Consider the following 5,411-nt stretch of genomic DNA (forward strand, 5'->3'; position numbering starts at 1 on the left):
CTTCTGGCACTGTAAGCAAAGGCGAATTTTTTTATGTTGGTGGTATAAATAAATTAATTAACGGCGCTAATTCTACATCAATTGCCTCATCAAAATGGATTAGGGCATTAGATTATAATAAGGTGAGCGATCGTTTTAACTCAGCTAGTACAGTAACTGGTAATGCCACCACTGGTTTAATGGCAAATAGTGGTAATGCATTCGGAATGGCAGTATTTAGAGGTATTGAGGTTACCGGAGCTACTGTACCTATCGATGTATTGTGGGTTAGTACTGGCGGGCTTTTATATCAATCTGGCGGTGCCCCTAATTATGGTGGAGGTTACAGAATTGGTAATACTGATATTTACGATGTCATTAATCCTCAAAATTTAGTTCCTCAACCTTTTTACAGGGCAGGTACAAATACACAATCGTTAACCTATTTAACTGCAGATTTAGGCTATTTCTACCTTTTAGGCGGTGCTTATGATACAAAATTAAATAAATGGGTAAAAGCAAGAACGCAAACTCCAATTCTTTTAACTAAAACCTCAGCACTCACAGATATTGAGCCTGCTAACGCAACTGAAATAAGATAATAAATTATAAAAAGTTAAAAATATCTATAAAAATCTTTGTCATCTGCGGAAGAAATTATTTTATATTCTTCCGCAGTAAATAAAAAATCATTCACAATGAATAGAAGATCCTTTATTCAAAAATCTGCACTCTTAGGTACAACGCTATTCGTTAGTATCAAAGCTTTTTCTTTTTCATCGCTATTAGAAAACAAAATTTCTGGTAGGATATTAAGTAAAGGAAAAGCTATTTCAGGAGTAGTGATTTCTGATGGTTACAGTGTGGTGCAGACCGATAAAAACGGAAACTATGAAATTAAACTCCATGAGCTTGCCCGTTTTGTTTGGATAAGCACACCTTCTGGTTATGAGTTTAAAACTGAGAGCAGTATCGCACGCCATTATTATAAACCAGATACAGCAGGTAAATTAAACTTCGATCTTAAGCCGCTAAAACAAAATGATAACAAACATAATTTTATCATTTGGGCCGATCCTCAGGTGAAGAATAAGAAAGATGTCGCGCAGATGATGGAAACCTCGGTTCCTGATACAAGAGAAGTGGTAAAAGCAATGGGGAAAACACCAGTTCATGGCATCGGCGTCGGTGATTTAGTTTGGGATAATTTTGATCTTTTTCCTGCATATGATGAGGCTATTGCCAAAATCGGGATTCCATTTTTCCAGGCATTAGGAAATCATGATCAGGATTACAGGCAAGGAGGAGATGATACCTCTGACCGCACTTTTCAAGCACATTATGGCCCAACTTATTACTCTTTTAACAGAGGTAAGGCTCATTATGTGGTTTTAGATGATGTACGTTATTTGGGGGTAGAAAGAACTTACGATGGGTACATCACCCCAACGCAGTTAGAATGGCTAGCCAAAGATCTGCAGCTGGTGCCTAAAGATGCATTGCTGATTATCTGCCTCCATATTCCGGTACATAATGCAGTTAAAAATAACAATGATTTTTATGCCGTATTAAAAGATTTCAAAAATGTTCATATCATGTCAGGACATACGCATTTTAATAAAAATGTAATCAAGAACGGCATTTACGAACATAACCATGGTACTGTTTGTGGTGGCTGGTGGACAGGCCCCATTTGCGAGGATGGTACACCACGTGGCTACGGCGTTTACGAAGTAGATGGAACCAATTTGAAATGGTACTATAAATCTACCGGAAGAGATAGGAAAGAACAGCTTGATATTTATGTAGATACCTTAACGAATCAGAAAAGATTAATTGCCAACGTTTGGAATTATGATCCTGAATGGAAAGTAGAATATTTCCTTGACGGCAAACCAATGGGCTTGTTAGCTCAACAAGATGGATTTGACCCTTTAGCCCTTAAATTGTACAAAGGTGATAAACTGCCAAATCCGCGACCATTTGTGGAACCAAGATCAACAGATCATTTGTTTATGGCACATTTCGAACCATCGGTTAAAAAAGTAAAGGTTGTGGCCACCGACCGCTTCGGAGAAAAATTTGAGGCGGAAATTAATGCTTAACATCCTTATATCTGTTCCGTGCTGTCGGATCCTGTGCTGTCAGATGTTACCATCTGACAGATTATTAATTTTAAAAGCTAAACCAATTATAGATTAATAGTGTCAGATGGTAACAGCTGACGCCACTATAAAATCCCTTCTAAATATGAAACTTAATACAACAGCAATTTTTATTTTCTTGTCTGCATTTGCAGTTAAATCATTTAGTCAGGAAGTTAAATTTCCGGTATTTAGCGCAGAAGCACATCGTGGCGGAAGGGGGCTTATGCCCGAAAACACCATTTTGGCGATGTTAAACGCCATGAAAATAGAAGGAATTACTACTTTGGAAATGGATACCCATATCTCTAAAGACCGTAAAGTGGTAGTAACGCACGATGATTATCTAAGTCCGGCATTTATGCTTACACCAGAAGGGAAAGATATTCCGATAACAGATGCTAAGAAATATCCGATTTTTGGAATGAACTACGCTGAAATTAAACAGTTTGATCTGGGTACCAAGTATTATGAGCAATTTCCTCAGCAGAAAAAAGAAAAAACATATCTTCCATTACTTTCTGACCTAGTAGATGCGGTTCAGCACGATATTAAGGCAAATAAGCGCATGCAGTTTTTTTATAACATAGAAACTAAATGTAACGAAAAAGAAGATGGGATTACCAACCCTAAACCCGAAGAGTTTGTTAAACTTTTAATGGATGTAATTTTAAAGAAAAAAATCGCTGATTTTGTAGTAATCCAATCTTTTGATAAAAGGACGATCCAGATTATTCACGAAAAGTATCCTAAAATAAAAACCTCTTTTTTGGTTGCCAATAAAAAAACATATGAAGAAAATATTGCCGATTTAGGTTATAAACCCTTTATTTTAAGTCCGGTTTGGCAAATGGTGAATGAAGAATTGGTTAAAAAAGCACATGCTGATGGTGTAAAAATCATTCCCTGGACTGCCAATACCTTAGCCGATATTCAGAAATTAAAAGCCTTAAATGTTGATGGTATTATTTCTGATTATCCGGATATTTTAGTTCAGGCAAAATAGTATTTTAGGCCTTTATAAAAGTATAATATGAAAGCACTTTTTAACAAGTTATTGGTAACCGTTGTTGTATTTACACTGAGTTTTACAGCAGCTACGGCTCAGGTAGTTAAATGGGACAGCACTTACCGTCCTGGGAAATATGTTGAGCAGGTAGCGAAGTTTAAAGCCGATCCAAAATCTAAAACAGATTTTGTCTTTTTGGGTAACAGCATTACAGCTGGCACGGATTGGGCTAAACTTTTAGATCTGCCACAGGCAAAAAACAGGGGAATTTCTGGCGATATTACTTTTGGTGTTTTAGAGCGTTTACAAGATGTAATTGATGGCAAACCGACAAAGGTTTTTATCCTGATTGGTATAAATGATATCTCCCGGAATATTCCAGATAGTGTGATCTTAAGAAATTATAAAACAATGATTGCCAGAATCAGAAAAGGTTCTAAGAAAACACACATCTATTTCAATACGCTTTTACCAGTAAACAGTGCTTTCGAAAAATTTAAAAACCATTATGGCAAAGACGAACATATTCTTTGGTTAAATGATGAAATCAGAAAATTTACGGCTAAAAATGTAACGGTTATCGATCTGTATCCAAATTTTACCGATCAGGACAAACACTTAAGAGCAGAACTTACCAAAGATGGTTTACACCTTATTCCGGCAGGATACCAGGTTTGGGCCGATTTTCTTAAAAAGTCTGGTTATTTAACTGAGAAATAAATACTTGAGTCTGCAGCAATAGGCTTCGGCGGTGCGTCATTCCCAACTTGATTGGGAACCACGGAGTGCTCATGAATGCCTCCAAAAAAAGGAAAACTTATGAATAATCTTAATGCAATATGTTTTAAGATTCCCGCCTGCGCGGGAATGACGCCAGATTTTTAGAATATGTAATTGGTAGAGATAATTTTGTTTTTTCGAAACCAATTAAAGGAAAAGCTCCTGACCGGCAGTCAGCACTTTTTCTTTATCGATATTGTTGAAGCTAGGTATATTGCCTAGCTTTTTTATTTTGGTATATTGCTGGATATATCTTTCCGTTTCCACATTCTCGTTACCATTAAAAATGATGCCTTTAACCGGAATTTCGTATTGTTTAAGCAGATTGACGGATAAAAGTGTATGGTTAATGCTGCCTAAATAATTTTGTGAAACCAGTATCACTTCAACATTCAACTTTTTGATCAGGTCGATAATCAGCTCTTTTTCGTTTAAGGGTACCATTAAACCCCCAGCACCTTCAATAATCAAATTGTTCTCCGTTAAAGGCATATTGATTTTGTTCAGATCAATCTCAATACCATCTAATCTCGCTGATAAATGCGGTGATAGGGGTTGTGTTAATCTGTAGCTTTCCGGGTGGATAACGGTTTGCGTATTGCTTATTAAACTACCTAATGTTATGCTATCGCTGGTATCTAAATCTCCCGATTGGATTGGTTTCCAATAATCTGCTTTTAGTTTTTCGGTTAAAATGGCACTGATTAATGTTTTTCCGATACCTGTTCCAATGCCTGTGATAAAATATTTAGCCATTTAATTCAATTCTTTAAGATGGTTAACCAACGAAATAATTTCCTCGTCGGTATTAAAGTTGTGAAGACAGATTCTGAGCCGTTCTTTGCTCAAAGCTACTGTTGGGCTTAATATTGCCCGTACATCAAAACCTTTGCTTTGCAGTGCCGTAGCGGCCAGTTTAGTCGCTTGATTTGATGAAAACAAAATACCCTGAATAGTACTTTTGCTATCAAGTGCACTAATGTTTTGCTCTTTTAACATTTTTCTAAACAATGCAATTTTTTGATGAATCAGCTGATGATCAATTTTATTTAAGTGTTGGTATGCCGATCTAACTGCAACTATATTATGAATGGGAGCAGCTGTGGTGTAAATGAACGATCTTGCAAAATTAATAAGGTAATGGCGTAAGTTTTTACTTCCTAAAATAATGGCTCCGTGTACGCCTAAGGCTTTTCCAAAGGTTACAATTCGTGCAAATACTTTACTGGTCAGGTTAAGCTGGCTGATTAATCCGCTGCCACTTGCACCAAAAACTCCCGTAGCATGAGCTTCATCTACAATCAGGTTGGCCTGGTAGCGTTCGCAAAGGTTAGACACGTCTATTAATGGTGCAATATCTCCATCCATAGAATAAACACTTTCTACCACCACAAATATGTTTCCTTTTGCCAGTTTCAGTTTAGTTTCAAGATCGTTTATATCGTTATGAAGAAATTTATAACGTGTAGCATGACTTAACCTACAGCCATCTATAATAC

5 protein-coding genes and 1 pseudogene are annotated in these 5,411 nt (G+C 36.7%); 4 read left to right on the plus strand and 2 right to left on the minus strand.

Going from position 1 to position 5,411, the window contains the following annotated elements; genetic code table 11:
- The 4 genes and pseudogenes from AC1DND_RS18135 to AC1DND_RS18150 all read left to right on the plus strand — a co-directional run.
- A pseudogene (locus AC1DND_RS18135) lies at nt 1–581 on the plus strand (DUF5689 domain-containing protein); the annotation flags it as partial.
- A gap of 96 nt (nt 582–677) precedes the next feature.
- Complete coding sequence (locus AC1DND_RS18140) at nt 678–2,084, plus strand: calcineurin-like phosphoesterase C-terminal domain-containing protein (protein ID WP_477583738.1); 1,407 nt, start codon at nt 678–680, stop codon at nt 2,082–2,084.
- 145 nt (nt 2,085–2,229) lie between these two features.
- Nucleotides 2,230–3,129, plus strand: coding sequence for a glycerophosphodiester phosphodiesterase family protein (locus AC1DND_RS18145; protein WP_477583740.1), 900 nt, complete (start codon nt 2,230–2,232; stop codon nt 3,127–3,129).
- Between the two features lie 27 nt (nt 3,130–3,156).
- On the plus strand, nt 3,157–3,852 hold the full coding sequence (locus tag AC1DND_RS18150) for a GDSL-type esterase/lipase family protein (RefSeq protein ID WP_477583741.1): 696 nt from the start codon (nt 3,157–3,159) through the stop codon (nt 3,850–3,852).
- A 207-nt stretch (nt 3,853–4,059) separates the two neighbouring features.
- On the opposite strand, the gene bioD is transcribed toward AC1DND_RS18150, so the two are convergent.
- Nucleotides 4,060–4,668 carry a dethiobiotin synthase gene (gene bioD / locus AC1DND_RS18155; protein ID WP_477583743.1) on the minus strand — a complete coding sequence of 203 codons (609 nt, stop codon included), beginning with the start codon at nt 4,666–4,668 and terminating at the stop codon, nt 4,060–4,062.
- Nucleotides 4,669–5,411 (minus strand): aminotransferase class I/II-fold pyridoxal phosphate-dependent enzyme (locus AC1DND_RS18160; RefSeq protein WP_477583745.1); only part of this gene is annotated, 743 nt, incomplete at its 5' end.

The sequence above is a fragment of the Pedobacter sp. 01N416 genome (assembly GCF_056399685.1).